At 61.4% G+C, this 19,465-nt stretch carries 17 protein-coding genes; 5 read left to right on the top strand and 12 right to left on the bottom strand.

Translation table 11 applies throughout. The features are described from left to right. Positions 1-514: 514 nt before the first annotated feature. Positions 515-1,039, top strand: a complete 525-nt coding sequence (locus BDD18_RS05145) for a GNAT family N-acetyltransferase (RefSeq protein WP_044400098.1) — start codon at positions 515-517, stop codon at positions 1,037-1,039. An 8-nt stretch (positions 1,040-1,047) separates the two neighbouring features. Continuing rightward, positions 1,048-2,196 carry a methyltransferase gene (locus tag BDD18_RS05140; protein ID WP_142081751.1) on the top strand — a complete coding sequence of 383 codons (1,149 nt, stop codon included), beginning with the start codon at positions 1,048-1,050 and terminating at the stop codon, positions 2,194-2,196. A 13-nt stretch (positions 2,197-2,209) separates the two neighbouring features. Here BDD18_RS05140 and BDD18_RS05135 read toward each other — a convergent pair whose 3' ends face one another. Continuing rightward, on the bottom strand, positions 2,210-2,761 hold the full coding sequence (locus BDD18_RS05135) for a hypothetical protein (RefSeq protein WP_142081749.1): 552 nt from the start codon (positions 2,759-2,761) through the stop codon (positions 2,210-2,212). Between the two features lie 233 nt (positions 2,762-2,994). Between BDD18_RS05135 and BDD18_RS05130 the strand changes: the two genes are divergently transcribed. Further along, entirely contained in the window at positions 2,995-3,960 is a 966-nt protein-coding gene (locus BDD18_RS05130; RefSeq protein ID WP_066692840.1) for a tRNA dihydrouridine synthase, read from the top strand. Positions 3,961-3,974: 14 nt separating this feature from the next. On the opposite strand, the gene BDD18_RS05125 is transcribed toward BDD18_RS05130, so the two are convergent. The 11 genes from BDD18_RS05125 to BDD18_RS05075 all read right to left on the bottom strand — a co-directional run bounded on the left by BDD18_RS05125 (position 3,975) and on the right by BDD18_RS05075 (position 16,462). Then, complete coding sequence (locus tag BDD18_RS05125) at positions 3,975-5,648, bottom strand: phospholipase D family protein (protein WP_244939030.1); 1,674 nt, start codon at positions 5,646-5,648, stop codon at positions 3,975-3,977. A 523-nt stretch (positions 5,649-6,171) separates the two neighbouring features. Then, positions 6,172-6,801: a riboflavin synthase gene (locus BDD18_RS05120; protein ID WP_142081746.1), complete on the bottom strand. Its 630-nt coding sequence runs from the start codon at positions 6,799-6,801 to the stop codon at positions 6,172-6,174. A gap of 195 nt (positions 6,802-6,996) precedes the next feature. Beyond that, a complete protein-coding gene (gene ribD, locus BDD18_RS05115; RefSeq protein ID WP_142081744.1) occupies positions 6,997-8,142 on the bottom strand; it encodes a bifunctional diaminohydroxyphosphoribosylaminopyrimidine deaminase/5-amino-6-(5-phosphoribosylamino)uracil reductase RibD in 1,146 nt (381 codons plus the stop codon). Positions 8,143-8,167: 25 nt separating this feature from the next. After that, on the bottom strand, positions 8,168-8,596 hold the full coding sequence (locus tag BDD18_RS05110; RefSeq protein ID WP_142081743.1) for a type IV pilin protein: 429 nt from the start codon (positions 8,594-8,596) through the stop codon (positions 8,168-8,170). Positions 8,597-8,603: 7 nt separating this feature from the next. Next, the gene (locus BDD18_RS05105; RefSeq protein WP_082758838.1) at positions 8,604-12,308 is read right to left on the bottom strand and encodes a pilus assembly protein; all 3,705 of its coding nucleotides are present in this window, start codon (positions 12,306-12,308) and stop codon (positions 8,604-8,606) included. A gap of 108 nt (positions 12,309-12,416) precedes the next feature. Next, positions 12,417-13,226: a pilus assembly PilX family protein gene (locus BDD18_RS05100; RefSeq protein WP_170207375.1), complete on the bottom strand. Its 810-nt coding sequence runs from the start codon at positions 13,224-13,226 to the stop codon at positions 12,417-12,419. Positions 13,227-13,261: 35 nt separating this feature from the next. Beyond that, complete coding sequence (locus tag BDD18_RS05095; RefSeq protein ID WP_142081739.1) at positions 13,262-14,140, bottom strand: PilW family protein; 879 nt, start codon at positions 14,138-14,140, stop codon at positions 13,262-13,264. A gap of 62 nt (positions 14,141-14,202) precedes the next feature. Beyond that, a complete protein-coding gene (pilV, locus tag BDD18_RS05090; protein ID WP_142081738.1) occupies positions 14,203-14,859 on the bottom strand; it encodes a type IV pilus modification protein PilV in 657 nt (218 codons plus the stop codon). Next, positions 14,847-15,434, bottom strand: coding sequence for a GspH/FimT family pseudopilin (locus tag BDD18_RS05085; protein WP_244938989.1), 588 nt, complete (start codon positions 15,432-15,434; stop codon positions 14,847-14,849). Before BDD18_RS05085 ends, pilV begins: the two co-directional genes overlap by 13 nt. Positions 15,435-15,452: 18 nt before the next feature. Beyond that, positions 15,453-16,082, bottom strand: coding sequence for a GspH/FimT family pseudopilin (locus tag BDD18_RS05080; protein ID WP_142081736.1), 630 nt, complete (start codon positions 16,080-16,082; stop codon positions 15,453-15,455). Between the two features lie 95 nt (positions 16,083-16,177). Then, positions 16,178-16,462 (bottom strand): hypothetical protein, encoded by a 285-nt coding sequence (locus BDD18_RS05075; RefSeq protein WP_142081735.1) that lies wholly within the window; start codon positions 16,460-16,462, stop codon positions 16,178-16,180. Between the two features lie 291 nt (positions 16,463-16,753). On the opposite strand from BDD18_RS05075, the gene rpsO reads away from it, so the two are divergent. Both rpsO and pnp read left to right on the top strand, forming a co-directional pair. Beyond that, positions 16,754-17,020, top strand: a complete 267-nt coding sequence (gene rpsO / locus BDD18_RS05070) for a 30S ribosomal protein S15 (RefSeq protein ID WP_005793232.1) — start codon at positions 16,754-16,756, stop codon at positions 17,018-17,020. A gap of 208 nt (positions 17,021-17,228) precedes the next feature. Beyond that, a complete protein-coding gene (gene pnp / locus BDD18_RS05065) occupies positions 17,229-19,433 on the top strand; it encodes a polyribonucleotide nucleotidyltransferase (protein WP_142081733.1) in 2,205 nt (734 codons plus the stop codon). Positions 19,434-19,465 lie beyond the last annotated feature (32 nt).

Raw genomic sequence — 19,465 nt, 5'->3', positions numbered from 1 at the left:
TTCGGGTGTGCGAAACAGGTTGTGGTCATCAACGAGCAAAAGATGGGCAGGCCTACAGCAAGTATTGCGCACAAAGCGGCGTGCCGGGCTAGTCCATTGGTGCGATGGACGCGCGCCGGGGCGGTTTCTAGACTTTCCTCAAGAACCTGTTCAACGCACGCAGGAGCGCCTCGCGGGTGTTGATCCATGCGCACAGGGTTGAGGTTGATCGTCTTCAAAACAATGGCTTGCCGCCTGCGGTGCACGTGCCCCGTCCGCGCAACAAGCGGGCCTCGGTGCAGCGCGCTGCGCAGGCGGTGTCTGCGGCCTCCACAGGCCACGCGTTGGCCATTGCGTAAGGGGCTCGGCTGCGGCATACGCCGTGCAAAAACAGGGTGTTGCAAGGCGCCAAAACCACGAGAAAAACCGTGCATTGACATCATGGTGTAACCGAGCACAAAAGGGTGAAAAACCGTTTGCGGCGACAATGCCGCTCCTTTCGTTTTTTTACACCCTGTTTTCGTTCGGTTTTTCCATGTCTAGTATCCAGGTTCGTCCCGCCACGCTTCGCGATGCAAAAGCCATTGCCCAGATCCACACCGTCTCTGCTCAAGAGGCCTACAAAGGACTGGTGCCAGACGAGCAATTGAAAGCCATGTCATCGGTCGAAAAGCGCCAGGCCTACTGGCGCGAGGCCATCGAATATTGCGAGCCCCAAGTCCAGGTGGCCGTTGACGGCGAGAAGATCGTCGGCTTCGTCGGCTACGACCGCTCGCGCGATGAAAAGTCCCGCCCCACCACCGGTGAAATCTGGGCCATCTACGCCGCTCCCACGCACTGGAACCAAGGCGTTGGCCTGGCTCTGTGGGATGCCGCCCGTGACGGCCTTCAGGAAGAAGGCTGCACCAACGTGACCGCGTGGGTGCCCCTGCGCAATGAACGCGCTCTGCGTTTCCATGAGCTGGCCGGCTTCAAGCGCGAGTTGTCTACCGCCAAGACGGCCATCATCGGTGGCGTCAAGATCGAAGAAGTGCGCCTGAAGCGCCCGATCAACGGCTGAGCCCTGCCATGATCGAATGGAGCAGCCAGGGCCAGTCCCACACCGCCCAGTGGCGCTCTGAAAGTGGCGCTTCGGCTCCGCGCCGCGTGATCGCTGCCGACGACACCCTTCCCGCCGACACAGCCTACCGCATGGCCTGTGAAGGCACGGGCTTGTTGTGGACGGGCGATTTCCAGAACGCGCGTATGTTGCTGCAGGCGCTGATGCGCCGCGCAGACCGCAAGCCCCGCAAGGTGGCGGCCAAAGCGGCGCAAAAAGCGGCAGCGGCCACCCCTGCGGAAGCTTTTCACCTGCACCGGCAGGCGCAGGCGCAGCGTGCGCGGGTGCTGTCGTCGGTGCTGATCGTGCTGGAAGGCGATTACACGATTGCGCTGCGCCGCGCGCCCGACCTGCGCCAGGCCTGCACTGAGGCCTGGGGCCCCGCCAGCGGGAATCGCGTGGTGGCTTCGCTGCGTGAGCTGCTGGGCCTGGTGGGCGCCCATGAATGGCGCAAGAAGGGCGTGGAAATACCCGCCCTGGGCGCACCGCCGGGCAACCGCATTCACCCGCACTACGGCGTTTTTTCGCCGGTCCGTGGGGAATATGTGGATCTGGTCGCGCAGGCGCCGCTGCCCAGTAAGACTCTCGCCTTTGATGTTGGCGTGGGCACGGGCGTGCTGTCTGCCGTGCTGGCGCGCCGTGGTGTGCAGCGCGTGGTGGCCACCGACCAGGACCCGCGTGCGCTGACCTGCGCGCGCGAGAATTTGCAGCGCCTGGGTCTGACGAGCCGCGTCGAGCTGCAACAGCAAGACCTGTTCCCCGAGGGCAAGGCCCCGCTGGTGGTGTGCAACCCGCCCTGGCTGCCCGCACGGGCCAGCTCGCCCGTTGAGCGGGCGGTGTACGACGAGGGCAGCGGCATGCTGCGCGGGTTTTTGGCCGGTTTGGCAGCCCACCTGGAGCCCGGCGGCGAAGGCTGGCTGATTCTGTCGGACCTGGCTGAACATTTGCAGTTGCGCACGCGTGAAGAACTGCTGGAATGGATTGCGCAGGGCGGCTTGACGGTGCTGGGGCGACAAGACGTCAAGCCCCGGCACGGCAAGTCGGCCGACGCGTCGGATGCCTTGCATACCGCACGCGCAGCGGAAGTCACATCGCTGTGGCGCCTGGGCCTGGCCTGATCTGGAGGGAGGCTTAGGCCTCCGCCAGGGCCATGTCCTGGGGCTGCTCGCGGGGCAAAAGTTGCTTCATGCGCTCGCGAATGGTCTCGGCTCGCTCGGCGCCCGCCAGTTGCGACACTTCCTCCAGCAACGATTCCCCCACGTGCAGCATGCTGTCCCGGTCACGGGCTGCGCGCAGAGCGCTGTGAAAATGCTGCGCCAGTGCCGGGTCGCGGCGGGCAAAAAGGCGTTCGCAAATATCGAACAGGTACATGCGCGCACCCGCCAGCGACCGCAGGTGGTCACTGGGCTCAGGCGGCGTGACTGCCTCTGGGCGCAGCGCTGAGGGCTGAGTGTGGGCGGGTGGGGTGGGCAAAGTGTCTTGCACCGCGGGTGCAGACAGCGACAGGTACCCTTGGCTGAGCAGGTGCTCGACAATCTCGGCACCGCCGCCGCTGTACATGGCCTGCAATTCGGCCAAAGGCTTGCCTTCGGCCAGCAGCAGCAGCGATCGCTCGCGCAGGCTCAGGGTGCGCATGCCGGGAGCGAGTTCCTGTCGGGCTTTGTCGGTTTTGAGGAGCAGCATGGCGGGCAATCGCAAAGGCGGTGGCCAGCATTGCAGCAGCGCACCGTGACATGGCGATGACGCCTGCCGTGCCGGTCTGCCCTGGCGGGCTCGCTGGAAGCATACGGGCTGCAAAGATTGTCTGCTATATATTTAATAGCTTATGGCGCTTGATGAGTAAGCGCTAGAGCCGTTTTTGGCTTGAAATGGGTGGCCCGTGCCCCAGCACGTGGACCACCCAGGGATGCATGGGTATGACCTTGTTGCTGGCCCCGATGGAGGGGCTTTTGGATTTTGTATTGCGTGACGTGCTCACCCGCGTGGGTGGCGTGGACCGGTGCGTGTCGGAGTTCATCCGCATCACGGGCAGCTTGCTGCCCGACAAGGTGTTCCTGCGCTACGTGCCCGAGCTGCTCAACGGCAGCCGCACCTTGGCCGGTGTGCCAGTGCGTGCGCAGTTGCTGGGGTCAGACCCGGTGTGCATGGCCGAAAATGCCGCGCGGCTCGCGGCCTTGCAGCCCGAAGGCATTGACCTGAACTTTGGCTGCCCCGCCAAGGTGGTCAACCGCCACGGGGGCGGCGCAGCCCTGCTGCAGGAGCCTGAGCGCATTGCTGCTGTGGTGGCGGCTGTGCGCCGGGCCGTGCCCGCCCATTTGCCCGTGTCCGCCAAGATGCGCCTGGGTTTTAACGACACCCGGCTGATGCGCGAATGCGCGCAGGCCATGCAGGACGGCGGCGCGGCAGAGCTGGTGGTGCATGCGCGCACCAAGGCAGATGGCTACCGCCCGCCCGCTTATTGGGAGCTGATTCCGCAGGTGCGTGACGCGGTGCGCATTCCGGTGGTGGCCAATGGCGAGATCTGGACGGTGGAAGACGCCCAGCGTTGCCGCGCGGTGTCGGGCTGCGACGCCCTGATGCTGGGCCGTGGCGCGGTGGCAGACCCTGGCCTGGCACGCGCCATTCGCGCGGCCGATGCGGGCCGTGCGGGCTCCGACACCGTGCAGTGGGCCGACTTGCTGCCCCAGCTGGCCACGTTCTGGCAGTTGGTGTGCGACGGGCTGGAGCCGCGCCAGCGCGCCGGGCGGCTCAAGCAGTGGCTCAACCTGCTGCGCCGCCGCTACCCAGAGGCTGAGCTGGCGTTTGAACATGTGCGCACGTTGACCGACCAGCGCGAAATCACCCGCTGGATTGCTGCCTTGCAGCTGCAAGCCCAGGGCTGAAAAAGTCTTCTCGCTTACAGCAGGTGGTCGGGCGCAAACCAGCCCAGAATGCGCACCAGCCAGCGCAGTGGGGCGCTGGTGTCGGGCTCGGCGGTGGCGTCCTTCAGCCCGCTGTCTTTGGGCGCCCGCCACACCAGCCTGCCTTCGCTGTCCTGCTCCACACGCCAAGCGGCATCTTCCAGGGCGGCTTCGATTTGCTCTGTGGCGCGTGTCGACAGGCTCCGGCTGCTAATCAGCAGGGCAATTTCCGTGTTTTGCAGTTGCGAGCGCAAATCCAGATTCATCGAGCCGATGACCAGCAGGCGCCCGTCCAGGATCAATAGCTTGGAATGCAGCATGGCCTTGGAGTCGCCGCTGGACCCGGTGACACCACTGCTGCCCGTGCCCTGGAGCACGCTGCGCAGGCCTGAGAGTTCACTGCGCATCTCGTACAGTTCCAGGCCCGTGGCCAGCAATTCCGGGCGGTGGCGCGCATACCCCGCGTGTGCGATGGGCGCGTCGTTGGACGCCAGAGAGTTCGTCAACACCCGCACGCGCACCCCCCGGGCCCGCGCTGCAGCAAACGCCTGCTTCATGTCCGGGCCGGGCACGAAGTAGGGCGAGACGATGAGCAAATCCTTCTTGGCCTGGCCCATCAGCTGCAGCAAGCCGTCCACCACCGTGTCCTGCTGCGGGTCTGTGGGGCCCAGTTCTGGTGTGTTCTTGGGGGTTGGCAGCGCTGCGCGTGGTGCGGGCGTGGGTTGCTCGCCGCCTTCGGCGGCAATTTTCGCGGGGTGGTCCACCAGCACGGCGGCAGGGGCCCAGGTCCAAGGCGCAGCCTTCAGGTCCATGGGCTCCTGGTTCCAGATGCGGGCTTGCTGCTCGGGTGTCGTTTTTCGCTCGGCTTCTGTGGGGGCTGTGGGGGTGGAACCCTCGGCAGGTGTGTCGCTGCTGTCCCCATCCCCTTCGGCGGCCTTGCGCATGCTGGCTTGCATCTCCAGCAGCTGATGGCGTGAGATCAGCGACTGCACCGGGTAGGCCCGTGGGTTATTCCAGTAGGCATCGAACGTTTGGGACAGCTCTTGCACCACGGGCCCGGCTGCCAGCACATCCAGGTCCACAAAATTGCCCGCGTCATCGTTGCCAAAGTAGGCGTTGCCCAGGTTCCGACCGCCCGCAATGCCTAAGGTGTTGTCGGCAATGAACAGCTTGTTGTGCATGCGCTGCTGCACCCGCGAGAAGTCGCCCACCATGCTGAAAATGCGCCCCAGATGTGAATTGCGTGCACCCGTCAGCGGGTTGAACATGCGCATTTCCACATTGGGCACAAAGGCCAGCCGCATCACCTGCGCGTCTCGCCCGGTGCTGTGCAGATCGTCCAGCAGCACGCGCACCCGCACACCACGTTCTGCGGCGGCCACCACGCTTTGCAGCAGCCGCTGCGTGCTCACGTCGGCATGGATGGCGTAGTACTGCAAATCCAGCGTCTTCTGCGCAGATTCCACGAGTGCCAGACGGCTGCTATAGGCCGCTTGTGCGCCGCTGAGCAGCACGAATCCCGAAGGGTGGCGAGCTTTGGCGGCAGCCTTTTGCTCCTGCACCATGCTGGCCAGCGCCGTGCTGGAAGGGTCGGCCAGCGCGCGGCTTACGGGGCGATCAACGTTCCCTGGCAAACCCGCGCAGCCCGTGAGTGCCATGCCAATGCCCATCGCGATCAGCAGCGAAAAAATCGCGAACAACCGGAATCTCGCTGGGCGCTGAGTGAAGCGCTGAACAGGGGCGGGGGCAGGGTGCATGGTGTGGGGTGAAACCGCGGTGAAGCCGCGCCCCACTGTAGCGTGCCGCACCGCTGGGCATGTGTCGGACAACGCCCCGGCTCAACAGCTTGGAGTCAGGGTCTTGGCCGGTGGTTTGAAGGGGTGCGTGGCCTGTTCGTCGCCTGGTGCGCTGACTGTGCAGGCACGGCGGAAGTCCGCTGCAGCAAGACGCAGAGGCCTTGCTCGGGTCATGCTGCTCACTCCCGAGCTGTAGAAAGATTTCAAAGAAAAGCGGGTCTAGCGCTTATTCCGTAAGCGCTACCAGCTATATTTTTGATAGCGTTGATCGCGCAGGTGTGAAGTGCAGTCCAACGCCACAGCTTGTGGTTGGCATGGACTGGAGCGGATCAGCCACAGGTTGTGGAGGGGTGCCGCAGGGCCCTGCCAAGCTGCAGCCAAACCGTTGGTGGGAGCGTTACCGCGCCTCCGCAGGTGCAGTCACCATGCGCTCCACATAGCGCGCAATCAGGTCGATTTCCAGGTTCACACGGCTGCCCGCCTTCAGCGTGCCCAGGGCCGTGTTTTCCACCGTGTGCGGAATCAGATTGATGCTGACCTCACAGCCGTCGGCAGAGTCGGCAATGCGGTTCACCGTCAAGCTCACGCCGTTCACCGTGATCGAACCCTTGTAAGCCAGGTAACGCCCCAAATCACGGGGCGCCATGATGCGCAACTCCCAGCTTTCGCCCACCTGGGCAAAGTGCGTCACCTGGCCCAGCCCGTCCACATGACCCGACACCAGATGCCCCCCCAGGCGGTCGTTGGCACGCAGCGCTTTTTCCATATTGATGGGCCCTGGGGTGTCCAGCCCCGTGGTTTTCAGCAGCGACTCTGCCGAAATATCCACCGTGAACTGCTGGGTGTCAGGCGACAGGGTGGTCACCGTCATGCACGCCCCATTGAGCGCAATGCTGTCCCCCAGCCCCACATCGTCCAGGTAGCCCTCTGGGGCGCGAATGACCAAGCGCTTGCCGTGCGAGGCTGTGGCCCCCAATGCAGCGACTTCTGTGATCTGGCCTTGGCCAGTGATGATTCCTGTGAACATGGCGTGATTGAACTTTAAAAATGGGTACAGCGCAAAAGCCCGAAAGAGCTTTGTGCGTCGAAATATGTCGAGTATCTGGCAAGACCGATGCCGGTGCTTTGCGGCTGTTTTGAGATGTGGCCGCAACGAATCTGCACTATCGTTGTGTTTCCAAATCTTCCAAAGGCACTCGCAGCGCTGTTGCGAAGGAGTTTGCTAAAGCTCAGCAGTCGGCATGGCCAAAAAGTTGTCCCGTCCCTTTACCCGCGCGAGGATGCGCACATCAGGGCCTATCTTTTCCACGCTTTTGAAGTCCAGCGAGAGGCCTTGATCCAGCTGGGTCAGAGGGCCAAAGTGGGCCATTGCAAGCCCTTCTCCCAGCATGCAAGGGGCCAGATACACAAGCATTTCATCCACCAGCCCCTCACGAATGAAGGAGCCATTGAGTTTGGTGCCGGCTTCTACATGCAGTTCGTTCACTCCTCTGCTGGCCAGGTCTGCAAGCATTGTTGACAAGTCCACTTTGTTATGGGCATTCGGTAGCTCCACGACCACGGCACCCTGGCTTTCCAGCGCTTGTTTTCTCGCTTGAAATGCAGTGTCGTTAGGGGCTGCGCAGTAGATGTAGCAAGCGCGACCTGCTATCAAAAGGCGAGCGTCTGGCGGGGTTTGAAGCAAGCTGTCCACCACCACCACATGGGGCTGGCGCGGCGTGGCTACGTCGCGAACATCCAGCCTGGGGTTGTCTTCCAGCACGGTGCCAATGCCGGTCAACACCGCACAAGCCCGCGCCCGCCAGGCATGCCCATCCGCCCGCGCCGCAGACGAGGTGATCCACTGGCTTTCACCGTTGGGCAGGGCAGTGGTCCCGTCCAGCGAAGCGGCCATTTTCATCCGCACCCAAGGTGTTTTGCGCACCATGCGGCTGAAGAACCCGATGTTGAGCTCGAAGGATTCTTGCGCTCCGTCGCCCACCGAGACTTCAACGCCAGCGGCTCTCAGGCGGGCAAAGCCTTGCCCTGCCACGAGTGGATTCGGGTCGGCAAGCGAAGCTACCACTTTTGCGATTCCAGCTGCAATCAAAGCGTCGCAGCATGGGCCTGTGCGCCCGTGGTGAGAGCACGGCTCCAGTGTCACATAGGCGGTTGCCCCCTGCAGGTCATGCCCGCGAGCTTGCGCATCACGCAGGGCCATGATTTCTGCGTGGGGTCCTCCAGCACGCTGTGTAGATCCTTTGCCCACTATTTCGCCCGTCCGAGAGGTGATGACGCACCCTACGCGGGGATTGGGGTTGGAAAGAAAAAGCGCTTGGGTGGCGAGCCCAAGCGCTTGGCGGATGGTGGAGGGCGCGGAAACTGTCATTGCGCCGTCGATGGTAGCGCAGTGGCTATTTGCTCCAGCATTCAGTCACGATATCACCCGTGGTAACGCCCTTGGCACCACGTAAGCCCGTATGGGTCACGGTGAAATTGCCGCACTTGTCGCCCACCTGGGCGCCTCTGGGGGTGGCCGTTAGCGTAAAAGTGGATGTGGTAGCAGGGCCGCCAATAGAGATGGTGTAGCGCTTGGTGGAGTCGTTGGCCCAGGTCAGCGTGGCAGGTAACTCCGTCGGATAGGCACCTGTGGCGGTAGCGGCTCGCTCCAGCCATTGCTGTGCCTGCAACAGCCCTGCGCGCGCATCCGCACGGTGCCCGCGCCGGACGTATTCGGTATAGCTAGGGTAGGCGACCGCCGAGAGAATCCCGACGATGGCCACCACGATCATGAGCTCTATGAGGGTGAACCCAAGCTGCGCTTTCTGCGGATGACGAGTCATTGTTTTTTCACTTCAGTTGGCGCCAGCTGGGGCGCATGGATTGTTCGGGCATGCGGTTCAGGGTGTCGCGCGCGCCTCCACCCCCAGTGAGATCCTGAATGCGGTCGCGTTTGGTGATCAGGACTGGTGTACCGGTCTTCACCGCCACTCGGTTGACGTTGTTGTCTGCAGAGTTGTAGATGCCGTTGTTGTCGGTGTCCACCAGCTGGACCGTGGGGCGCTTGCCATCCATGATGTTGACAAACGTGCGGAACTGGCTGCCCGCACTGGTGTCCACTTTCACCGGCACGCAACTTTCGTTGATGTTGTCGCTCTCGCTGTTTTTGGTGCCCGAGGGCGATTCGCTATAGACCGCAAGAATATTGCTGCCATCATAGAACTGCATGGGTTTGAGTAGTCGCTCACCTTTGAACGGCAAGTCCACATACCAGCCCTTGTAGTCTTTCCAGGTTTCTTTTTTCAGCTCCTCGGTGGCGGTCACGGTGGCGTCGTCGCCAGACACTGTGGTGATGGTTTGCTTGGCCAGGGGTTTGCCATCGTCGGCGATGGTGCCCACCTGCGCGGGGGTGGGTATGCAGGTGGCGGGTGCGCTGCTGCAGTCGCCTGCGCCGGGGTGGACTTCCAGTGAGGACTTGTCCGTCTTCATGCGATAGCGGGTGTTGTCCAGCACCGAATACAGCGTTTGCACCGGCTGCGTAATGTCAGTGCGACGGTCGGTGGCTGTGAGGTTGCGGCCCGTACCGAAGGCAACCATCATGCCGCCGACAGGCAACGTCTTGGCGCTGGTGCCTGTGCCCACGGTCATGCTGCGGTCGTTGGGGCGAACGATGGGTGGGGCTGTGATGGGTTGCACCTTGTCGCGCGTGGTGCTGGTCAGCGTGGCGGGGCCGCGTGCGGTGAACAGCGGTTTGCCGCTGCCTGGATTGTTTTTGTCAATGCCGCCAAAGGCCACTTTCCATTGGGCCTCATCGGTGCTGGTCAGGTCGAACTTCCAGAGGTTGCCCAGGTTGTCGCCCGCATAGACCACATCGGTCTTGCCATCGCCATCAAGATCCACCAGAGCGGGTGATGCCAGGCCGTTGTCACTGGCGTTGTTCGGGACTTTCGGATCTGTGACATCGGTTGTCGCCTGAATGCGCACGAGCTTCTTGTCGCCATCAAGGTACTGCACCAGCAACACCGGGCGCTGATTGGTGCTGTTGTAGCCATTGCCCATCACCACAGCCCAGCGGCCGTTGTTCAGGCGCGTGATTTGCGTGGCCTCTTGCTTGTTGGCGGGGTTGCGTCCAGGCTGGGCGGTGATGTTGCCGATGTCTTTGTTTTCTTCCACCGCGGTGTCACACGCGGCTTTTGCCGCACCCGTGAGCCCGCTGCAGTTGGGAGCGGTCTCGCTGTTGCCGCGGGTGCGATCCAGCACCACCAATGTCGATGCACTGGCCGTGCCAAAGCCGTCGGGGTCGGTCACATTCAGCAAAAAGTAGCCTTTGCCGCCGGCGCCCAGCGTGCCCACCAGCAGGGTCTTCCAGGCGCTGCCGTCCTTGATGTCGCCGGTCATGGGAGATCCATCGACGTAGTAGCGGTGCTGGTAGTCCTTGTCGGTCAGGTCTTTGAGCCCGCTTACCACGCCACGTGGGACATAGGCAATCAGCTCCTTGCCATCCTTGGCCGAGAACCCGTGCAGCATACCGTCGTTGCCACCCACATACAGCATGGGCGTGCGGTTTTTCTGAGCTGTCACAAAGCTTGAATAGCCCATCCCATAGTTGCTGGATGGACGCCCCGTGTACCAAATTTCGGAGTTGACCACATCCCCCTGTCGGCTATAGCGCACGCGCAGCGGCTTGTCGGTGGTGGTGCCTTCCAGCCTCCGGTCGCCCCGGATGTAGTTGACGATGTTGATGCCTTTGGTTTTCAGTGGGTCCAGCGTGGTGTCGCCCGAAGTTTCACCGAGCAGCGCGAGCTGTTGCGCCGTGCTGTAACCGATGGCATCGCTGGAAGTCCATTTAAACGGGATGCCTTGATTCGTGCCGTCGCTCCAACTCAGAACCAGCCGGGTGTCCACGGCGCCGTCCGCAGGCCAAGCCTCGTCAAGCCGGTCGGCTGTGGACTTTCCTTGCCAGCCGGCGATGGTGTCTGGGAAACGTATGCACTTGAGATTGGGGTCGGCTTTAGTAGGGCAGGCATACTCCTCCGGCTCAATGGCACGCGTGGCTGTAATCGAGCCACTCCAACCCCTTTTCGGGCTGTAGGTCGATGCAAAAATGCCCGCATTGCTTTGCGAGACGTTGTAGCCGCTGGTGCTGCCGCCGCCAGCGATTTCATCGGGCAGGGGCACGCTTTCTTCGTTGATTTTGCCGATGATCTCGGTGAAAGCCTTGGCAAGGTCTTCGGCTTCCGAGACCGCATAAAAGCGGCCACGGCCATTAATGGCACCATGCCACAAATCGAGCGCACGCTTCTCTTCACTATCCATGGCGGGCCAGGTTTCAAAGCCGGTAACCAGATCGATGAAGCCTTTGTCATAGCCAAACGGAACCTGCGATGTGGGCCCAACGATGTTGCTGGCCCCCGGCCAAGTCACGGCGTCATTACTGAAGCCAATCGTGTAAGTGACCATGTGCGGCCACGTCGCAGGGTTGTATTTTGGATTCCAATATTTCTGTAAATTTACCGATTTTGTTTCGGTACCATCTTTAACTTTGCACAGATCTGTAACGCTGTTCCACTCCCCAGGCAACGCTTCGCACTTGGCTCTTTTACCGGATCCAGAGATCGTTACATATTTGAATTTATCTCTGGTTGCGGTAAATAATTCTGTTGCCGGTGCCTCTTCATAAATTTTGGATGGTTTGAGCTTGTCTGAATCTTTCAAGCTTGCAGAATTTTGTAAAGGATCCATCCAGCTTCTGAATGCCCAGTCGGAAATCGTATCGGAATAATCGTCGTAATAGATTTTTGTCTGGTTGGATGTGGTGCTGTACGCCTGCCGGTCGCCCAGTGCTGGCCAATCAGTGCCATCCTGGATACCGCCGGAAACCGTGCCGTTCCAGCGACCGTCGGTCATCAGGATGTGGTAATTACGGCGGCACCCCAGGTATTCTGTGGCTTTGCTGCCGGTTCCACCAGGGTCGGTAGCCCATGGGCTGCTGCTGTTGAGCGCGCGCCGCATGTAGGCGTCTGCTTGGCTGGGAAGCCGATGCAAGGGGGTGCCGCTGCCCGGTGCCAACCCATTGATAAAAGCAAGGAAATTGTCGCGATGTACCTTATTAGTCCCTACGACCGCATCAATGGGGCGCATGGAGTTGATGACCATACCCGCAGCGTTGACATTTTTTTGAGTTCCGTTGTTCATGGATTGCCAGGCAATCCGCAGTTTGTTCTCTGGTATTAAATTTTTGTTGCTGAAAACTTCTTTCAGCGCATATTTCAAAACATTGACGCGTCTGGCATCGTCTTTCCACTTTCCGTTGCTGTCAGGCACGGAGTATCCCGGTCCAGTAGTATCCGGGACCGTGTAGTCGGTTTTAACGCCGAAATTCATACTCCCTGAATCATCCACCGAAATAATCACATTCGGTGCCACAAAGGCTGATTTGGACGTGGGCAGCGGCGGCTCCTGTACCAGTTCCAGCGCCCAGGTGGGGGTCAGGGCGGCGCCCATGGCGATGGCCAGCAGGTTCTTCTGGAAGGGGAGACGGTTGGTGCGGGGCATGGTTTGCTCCTTCAGGGGTAAATTCAAAAAAAGACGCAAAAATGGCATGAAACGCTTGTCTGGCATGCGCTAGCAGCTATCGAATTTATAGTGATGCAGCGCAGGGTTTCAATCTTTCGTCCGCTGCCGGGCATAGGTTTCCTGTAGCACGACGGTGGTGCCGGGCTTGCGCCCGATAGCCAGAGCAGTGATCCGGAAGACGACGTACACATCAAGGTTTAGCGGCAATTGGCTGGTGGAGGTGTCCACGATCAGGTTGGCGCTTTTGGCGGTGTCGCTGTAGCGCATGATTTCGATCCAGTACCGTCCCGCATCAGGGTCGGCCAGGATGGGGTTGGCGGGCGCTGTGCTGCTGCCCAGTTGTGCGCCGGTGAACTGGCCGTAGCGGGCACCCACGGCCATGAGGTCGGATAGCGGCACTTCTCCCAGGGCCGTGTTGGCGGCCGGTTTGATGGGGGTGTCTGCTGTTTTGTAGTTCCAGAAGTCTTGCCGGCCCACGCGCCGAGCGCACAGGCCATCCTTGCAGCGCTTTGTTTCGCCTTCGAGCGTGGTTATCAAAGGATTGATTTCATTGGTGTCACCCGGAAACTGCAATACACCGCTGGTGTAGGCGCGGCATGGAGATGCGGTGCATGGGGTGCCATCCGCCATTTCGCCGCGAATATCGAGTTCAGCGTCTTGCAGCAGCGCCTGGGCCGCCTCGAAGGCGCGTTGGTAGTCCGCGTCGTTCCCCACCACCATCTCGTTGAACAGTGAGGTGCGTGACGCCCACAGAGCCAGCAGCATCGACAGCATGACGAAGACGATGACAACAAACAATGCCACGCCCCGCTGGCGCACGGCAACGGCTGGCAGGGGTTGCCCGTGCCCGCAGTCGGCGGGGGGGCGGGGGGCGGCGGGGCGCAGTGGGTGGGGCATGGTTGCCTTTTTGCGGTGTTCTGTGGGGGCGCGCATCAGAGCAGCCCCTGGCTGCGCAACTGATAGGTATTGCGGAACAGCAGGTGCATGCGGTTCTTGCGTTCGCCGGTGAGGGTGGTCATGTTGACACTGGTGCCCGCGCAGTCGGTGTAGCTGCTGCCTGCAGGCATGTCGATGGGCTCGCTGCCATAGAGCACCAGGCAGACCTGCACGCCCTGCACGCGGCGCCATGTGGGGTCGGTGGCGGCGGCGGGCATGTCGCTGCCTTTGACGTATTGCACGGTCGTGTTTCCGGCAGCATCGGTTGTTTGCACCATGTAGGTGACCTGGAACTGCGCAACGTTTTGCGCGATCGGCTGTGCAGCGGTGCCATTGCCGCCGCATTGCAGTTCGTTTGTAGTGCTGTCAAAGGTGAAGATGCTTTCGACCCGCTGATCGGTGCTGCTGTTGCCCGGTGCGCCCACACAGTTCCGGGCCAGAAAGTCGGTGCCGATGGTGGTGCTTGTTGCGTTGTCAGCCAGGAAAACGTTGTCCTGGTAGCGTCTGAACGCGGTGGTTACGCTGGTGCCAGCGCCCGAGAGGGATTCTTCCTGAATGAAGCTGTTTCCGCTGCCCACAGCGTCGGCCTTTATTTCGAAGGCCACAGGGCTCAGCACGTCGGTGCTGTTACCTCCAACTGGGTCAGGGTTCAGATAGAGCGAGCCGGTCTGGCGCAGTTGCTGACTGACCACCCGCAAGATGTAGGCGCCCTGTTGCTGTATGCCGCTGGCGTCGCTGACGGTGCCAGAGATGCCACGCGAAACCATCAGTGCGCCCATGGCGACCGCGACGACCAGCAGGCCGATGGCTAAGCCAACCATTAGCTCGATCAGTGTCACGCCGCTTTGACGGGGGGGTATTTGGAGAGTTTTCATGGTGTGGAGCTTGCCAAATCAGCGTTAAATGCTATGGTTTTTGAGCTCATGGCAAACTTTCATTACGAGCAGTAAAGCGCCTTGGTGCCACTGCCGTTGTCGTAGGGCGCACAGCGGGCCGCGACCGGGAGGTATTGCAGGTGGCAGGTTTTGTCGGTGGGACAAGCGTTGGCGGTGTCGGTTCCCGCGGTAAAGGTACCGTCGGTAGCGCGAAACTTGCTCGCGTCGATTGCGTCGGTTTTGGTGCCTTCACGCTCGTTTTCGCGCCAGGCAATGATCACACCTAGCTGGCGACGGTTGGTGTCAACAGTTTCGCCCGGTGCGAGAAAGATGCTTGCCTGTCCCCCCGGAAGGGTTTGCTCCACCGTTGTTTTCCATTGTTTCAGGTCGTACTTGACCTGCTCGGCCGGGGTGCAGGCCGTGCTAGCGCAGTCGGAGGCGGTCAGGGCGCCCCCCTTCTTGTCGTAACCAGACTCGTAATCTTTGATGCTCAGCAGCGCATTGGGGCTGACCCTCATGCGCTCACTCAGATCCTCAATCAGACGGATGGCTTGGGCGCGGCGTACGGTGGTGGATGTGTCGGTGAGGGTGCGCATCTGCACACCCAGAATGCCCAGAATTCCCAGCGCCATGACGACGATGGCGACGAGCGATTCGATCAGGCTGATGCCGTGCTGGCGTCGGGCTGCAGCGGGGTTGAAATGTGTTAGCCGGTGCATGGAATGGCCTCAGGGAGAAGAATGCGGATGCGTCCACCCGAGCTCATGCAGACGCCGCGTGCGCCTGGGTGGGTTGTGGATTTGTCCAGCGGTACCAGGCTGAAACCCAGCCAGGTGCCATCGACCAAGCCCCAGCGGTTGAGCTTGATACTGACGCTGCCGCCGGTGCGGGTCACTTGTACTTTGGCGGGGGCTTCGATGCGCTGCAGTACCGGCTCGGTGCTGGTACAGGTGCCACTGTTGTCGGTGTCGTGGCAGACGATCCAGCCGCAATCCCAATCGCGGTTGCCAGTGGCACTGGTGCAGCCGTTGGTGTTGTTGGGCAGCTTGTGGATGGCGATTTGGCCGCCGCGTTTGATGGCTTCGGAGCGGGCAAAAATCAGCGTGGAGCGCAGGGATTCCGTGGCATCGCGCACGCGCCAGCTTTCGATCATCTGGGTAAAGGAGGGGCCTGCCAGGGCTGCGAGAACAGCAATGATGCTCACCACGACCATCAGTTCGATGGCCGTGAAGCCCTGCATTGTGGGGCGAGCCGCCTGCATGGCGTGCGGAGGTGTGAGGTGGTCATGTCCCATGGTTGTGCCGCGGGGTGTTCAGCAGGTGTCAGAGCCCTTCTTGCGCACGATGCGGCCGCCGCGAACTGCGCAGAGGGTTGCTGCGCTGGCATCGCTCGCAGTTTTGCCGTAGGGCATGAGCTTGAAGGTCAGATCGTCGGGCGTGGAGTCTGCTGCATCGGTGTGGGACTGCATACCCCAGCGGTCGAAGGAGAGGCTGCCGGTGCTGCTGGTCAGGGTGATCGTCAGCCGTGTGGGGGCTGCGGTGACCTGCAGGTCGCACTCATTGGGGGTGTTAGCGGGTACGCAGGTGTCTTGGGCACGGTTGCCGTTGGCATCAAAAAAAATGCGCCAGCCGCAGCCCCATTGCGTGTTTCCGTCGGCCGTGGTGCAGGCGCCGCTGTTGGGGTTTTTGATGATGATGATGTTGCCGCCGTGTTTGATGGCTTCAGAACGGGCGTAGTAGATGGAGGATGTCAGTGTTTCGGCCGCGTCTCGGACGCGCCAGCGTTCAATCAGAGCGGTAAAGCTGGGCCCTGCCAAGGCTGCTAGCACGGCGATGATGGCTACGACCACCATCAGCTCTATGGCGGTAACTCCGCGGCTGGCGTGTGACGCACCCCAGCGAGGGTGGGCACCGCGAGCGCAGGAAGTGGTGGACAATTGCATGGGGGCAATGCTAACGATGCCGCTTTGGCACTTCCACCGTGCCCTGACTGATGGCGCTGCAGTAAGGACGAGCGGTGGCCTTGCTGGCTGACGGGTTAGCGCGTGTAGCCCAGGCAGGCGCCGGCGTTGTGCATGCCTTTGCACTCGCGGTACAAGCGGCGATCCCGCTCCGCGCGGCTCTCTTCAGACGAGCTGCGTTGAGAGGTGACTTTGGTCGTACCTTTCTTTTTGGCCGATTCGCTGGTGTCGGCCTTGTTGCGTTTGCGTTGTTCGGCGTCTGCTGCGCTGGGATTGGCCAGCAGGCAAGAGGCAAGGCTGATGGTCAGTAGGGCACCGAATCGGTGGTGGGGGCGGGCGGTAGGTGTGTCAAAGGGCGGCATAGGGTGCTCGATGAAATGGGTTGATTGCATAGCACAGCCGCGCGGCGGGTAGTGCTCTGGGCGGGCGCTATGGCGTGCAGCGCCATCCTGCCACGCGCGCCATTGCCGCCAACCACGAAGAATCCCGTAGATGCAGGATGGTCTCGTTCTTCTTTGCGGTGGCCAAAGGCAACAAAGAGGGTGGGCGCTATAATCGGCAAGTTTTGCATGGTGCAAGACGCACGCCAGTAGACCTTCCAGCTTCTGGCGCAAGTAAACAGGCTTCACTCTCGAAGCTCACAAAGGAAAATCATGATCGCATCCTCCATCAAGGCCGAAGTTGTCAAGGCCAACGCCCGCGCTGCCAACGACACTGGTAGCCCAGAAGTGCAAGTGGCCCTGCTGACGGCCCGCATCAACGAACTGACTCCTCACTTCAAGACGCACGCCAAGGACCACCACGGTCGCCGCGGCCTGCTGCGCATGGTGAGCCGTCGTCGCAAGCTGCTGGACTACCTCAAGGCCAAGGACGCTGACCGTTACACCGCGCTGATCGCCAAGTTGGGTCTGCGCAAGTAATCGTTATTGCATGCAAAAACGCCTGGGTTAGTTCGCTAGCTCAGGCGTTTTTTACTTCGGAGTGGCAAAACAGAGCGAAGCTGTGTCATTCCAACGAGATTGCATTTGCTGCCAAATGGGGCAGTCTCGCTGGAATGGCATCGTGTTCTGAATTCCGCTCCAGACCAAACTGGTAAAGCGCTACCAGCTATTAAATTAGGAGCTAATAATGAGTATTTTCAACAAAGTCACCAAGTCTTTTCAGTGGGGCGACAAGACCGTCATCATGGAAACGGGCGAGATCGCCCGCCAGGCCTCCGGCGCCGTGCTGGTGAACATTGACGACACCGTGGTGCTGGCCACTGTGGTGGCTTCCAAGTCCGCCAAGCCCGGCCAAGACTTTTTCCCGCTGACGGTGGACTACATCGAGAAGACGTACGCCGCTGGCAAGATCCCCGGCAGCTTCTTCAAGCGCGAAGCCAAGCCCAGCGAACACGAAACCCTGACCAGCCGCCTGATCGACCGTCCGATCCGCCCGCTGTTCCCCGAAGGTTTCTTCAATGAAGTGCACGTGGTCATCCACACCATTTCTTTGAACCCCGAAGTGGACGCTGACATCGCGGCCCTGATCGCTACCAGTGCGGCTCTGGCCATCTCTGGCATTCCGTTCAACGGCCCCATTGGTGCCGCCCGCGTGGGCTACATCAACGGCGAATATGTGCTGAACCCCGGCCAGACTGCGCGTAAGAACTCGCAGATGGACTTGGTGGTGGCGGGCACCGAAGCCGCTGTGCTGATGGTGGAGTCCGAAGCCCAGCAGCTGTCTGAAGAAATCATGCTCGGCGCCGTGGTGTTCGGTCATGAGCAAGGCAACGTGGCCATCAACGCCATCCACGAACTGGTGCGCGACGCTGGCAAGCCCGTGTGGCAATGGGAAGCGCCCGCCAAGGACGAAGCCCTGATCGCCAAGGTTGTCGCACTGGCTGACGACAAACTGCGCGCTGCCTACCAGATCCGCAACAAGCAAGCCCGCACCCAAGCCTGCCGTGAAGCCTACGCTGCCGTGATGGCTGGCCTCAAGGCCGATGGCGTGGAGTTCGATTCCGTCAAGGTCGAAGGCATGCTGTTCGACATCGAAGCCGGCATCGTGCGCAGCCAGATCCTGGCTGGCGAGCCCCGCATCGACGGCCGCGACACCCGCACCGTGCGCCCCATCGAAATCCGCAACAGCGTGCTGCCCCGCGCCCACGGCTCGGCCCTGTTCACACGTGGCGAAACCCAGGCGCTGGTCGTGACCACACTTGGCACTGAGCGTGATGCACAGCGCATCGACGCGCTGGCTGGCGAGTACGAAGACCGCTTCATGATGCACTACAACATGCCTCCCTTCGCCACCGGCGAAGTGGGCCGCATGGGCTCGACCAAGCGCCGCGAAATCGGCCACGGCCGTCTGGCCAAGCGTGCTCTGGTGGCTGTGCTGCCGACCAAGGAAGAATTCCCCTACACCATGCGTGTGGTGTCGGAAATCACTGAGTCCAACGGTTCCTCGTCCATGGCTTCGGTGTGCGGCGGCTGCCTGTCGCTGATGGATGCCGGCGTGCCCATGAAGGCGCATGTGGCGGGTATTGCGATGGGTCTGATCAAGGACGCCAACCGCTTTGCCGTGCTGACCGACATCCTGGGTGACGAAGATCACCTGGGCGACATGGACTTCAAGGTGGCAGGTACCACGGGTGGTATCACGGCCCTGCAGATGGACATCAAGATCCAGGGCATTACCAAGGAAATCATGCAGGTGGCACTGGCCCAGGCCAAGGAAGCGCGCATGCACATCCTGGGCAAGATGCAAGAAGCCATGGGTGAAGCCAAGACCGAAGTGTCCAACTTCGCGCCCAAGCTCTACACCATGAAGATCAACCCCGAGAAGATCCGTGACGTGATCGGCAAGGGCGGCGCCGTCATCCGTGCGCTGACCGAAGAAACCGGCTGCCAGATCAATATCGAGGAAGACGGCACCATCACCATCGCTGCGACTGAGGCCGCCAAGGCTGACGAAGCCAAGCGCCGCATCGAGCAGATCACGGCCGAGGTGGAAATTGGCAAGGTGTATGAAGGTCCTGTGACCAAGATCCTGGACTTTGGCGCGCTGATCAACTTGCTGCCCGGCAAGGACGGTCTGCTGCACATCAGCCAGATCGCCCACGAGCGCGTGGAAAAGGTGTCGGACTACTTGGCAGAAGGCCAGATCGTGAAGGTCAAGGTCATGGAAACCGACGAAAAGGGTCGTATCAAACTGTCGATGAAGGCGCTGGCAGAGCGTCCTGCTGGCGGTGGTGATCGCCCTGCGCCTGCAGAGCGCGGCGAGCGTGAGCCACGCCAAAGCCGAGAAGGTGGTCGCCAGTCGGCTGACCAGCAACAGCAGCAACAGCAATAAGGTCCGGCGGGTCTGCCGGCCCGCTAGTGGAT

Source organism: Acidovorax temperans, assembly GCF_006716905.1.
Lineage (GTDB): Bacteria > Pseudomonadota > Gammaproteobacteria > Burkholderiales > Burkholderiaceae_C > Acidovorax > Acidovorax temperans.
The sequence above is the reverse complement of the archived record's forward strand: the minus strand, read 5'-3'. Positions and strand labels throughout refer to the sequence as shown.

Excerpts from the sequence above, each read along its gene's own strand:
- BDD18_RS05145 (WP_044400098.1), top strand. The coding sequence starts at position 515 with ATGTCTAGTATCCAGGTTCGTCCCGCCACGCTTCGCGATGCAAAAGCC.
- BDD18_RS05140 (WP_142081751.1), top strand. The coding sequence starts at position 1,048 with ATGATCGAATGGAGCAGCCAGGGCCAGTCCCACACCGCCCAGTGGCGC.
- BDD18_RS05135 (WP_142081749.1), bottom strand. The coding sequence starts at position 2,761 with ATGCTGCTCCTCAAAACCGACAAAGCCCGACAGGAACTCGCTCCCGGC.
- BDD18_RS05130 (WP_066692840.1), top strand. The coding sequence starts at position 2,995 with ATGACCTTGTTGCTGGCCCCGATGGAGGGGCTTTTGGATTTTGTATTG.
- BDD18_RS05125 (WP_244939030.1), bottom strand. The coding sequence starts at position 5,648 with ATGGGCATTGGCATGGCACTCACGGGCTGCGCGGGTTTGCCAGGGAAC.
- BDD18_RS05120 (WP_142081746.1), bottom strand. The coding sequence starts at position 6,801 with ATGTTCACAGGAATCATCACTGGCCAAGGCCAGATCACAGAAGTCGCT.
- ribD (WP_142081744.1), bottom strand. The coding sequence starts at position 8,142 with ATGACAGTTTCCGCGCCCTCCACCATCCGCCAAGCGCTTGGGCTCGCC.
- BDD18_RS05110 (WP_142081743.1), bottom strand. The coding sequence starts at position 8,596 with ATGACTCGTCATCCGCAGAAAGCGCAGCTTGGGTTCACCCTCATAGAG.
- BDD18_RS05105 (WP_082758838.1), bottom strand. The coding sequence starts at position 12,308 with ATGCCCCGCACCAACCGTCTCCCCTTCCAGAAGAACCTGCTGGCCATC.
- BDD18_RS05100 (WP_170207375.1), bottom strand. The coding sequence starts at position 13,226 with ATGCCCCACCCACTGCGCCCCGCCGCCCCCCGCCCCCCCGCCGACTGC.
- BDD18_RS05095 (WP_142081739.1), bottom strand. The coding sequence starts at position 14,140 with ATGAAAACTCTCCAAATACCCCCCCGTCAAAGCGGCGTGACACTGATC.
- pilV (WP_142081738.1), bottom strand. The coding sequence starts at position 14,859 with ATGCACCGGCTAACACATTTCAACCCCGCTGCAGCCCGACGCCAGCAC.
- BDD18_RS05085 (WP_244938989.1), bottom strand. The coding sequence starts at position 15,434 with ATGGGACATGACCACCTCACACCTCCGCACGCCATGCAGGCGGCTCGC.
- BDD18_RS05080 (WP_142081736.1), bottom strand. The coding sequence starts at position 16,082 with ATGCAATTGTCCACCACTTCCTGCGCTCGCGGTGCCCACCCTCGCTGG.
- BDD18_RS05075 (WP_142081735.1), bottom strand. The coding sequence starts at position 16,462 with ATGCCGCCCTTTGACACACCTACCGCCCGCCCCCACCACCGATTCGGT.
- rpsO (WP_005793232.1), top strand. The coding sequence starts at position 16,754 with ATGATCGCATCCTCCATCAAGGCCGAAGTTGTCAAGGCCAACGCCCGC.
- pnp (WP_142081733.1), top strand. The coding sequence starts at position 17,229 with ATGAGTATTTTCAACAAAGTCACCAAGTCTTTTCAGTGGGGCGACAAG.